Source organism: Mesorhizobium sp. M2E.F.Ca.ET.209.01.1.1, from assembly GCF_004010375.2.
Classification (GTDB): Bacteria; Pseudomonadota; Alphaproteobacteria; order Rhizobiales; family Rhizobiaceae; genus Mesorhizobium.
In genome coordinates this window covers 1-321 of the sequence record NZ_SADP02000792.1, presented here as the reverse complement: position 1 = coordinate 321, position 321 = coordinate 1, and the positions used below count along the sequence as shown (strand labels likewise).

Genomic DNA, 321 nt, shown 5'->3' with positions numbered 1-321 from the left:
GCCGGTGCAAAGGCACGCTGGCCGGGTTATTCCTTCGGCAGGCCTGGCGGCTGCTTGCCCGAAGGACGTTCTATCCTGGCGGAGTCCGACATCGACATGCAATCAATCCGCGACCGTCTCGAAAACATCCTGTCACGTCTTGCCAGTCGTCCCGCCGACGAGAAGTTCTACCCGAAGCTTTATGCCGAAGCCGCACGGGCCGCGGCTGACGCCAGCGATGCCCGCAAACGAGCCGGCGTGACGCTTGGGCCGCTCGACGGCACCATTGTCTCGATCAAGGATCTGTTCGATGTCGCCGGCGAAGCGACCACGGCGGGCTCG

Annotated in this window: 1 protein-coding gene; it reads left to right on the top strand. The window is 64.2% G+C overall.

The features are described from left to right. Nucleotides 1-96 precede the first annotated feature (96 nt). A partial coding sequence (locus tag EN852_RS37925) for an amidase family protein (protein WP_246694556.1) occupies nt 97-321 on the top strand: 225 nt, incomplete at its 3' end.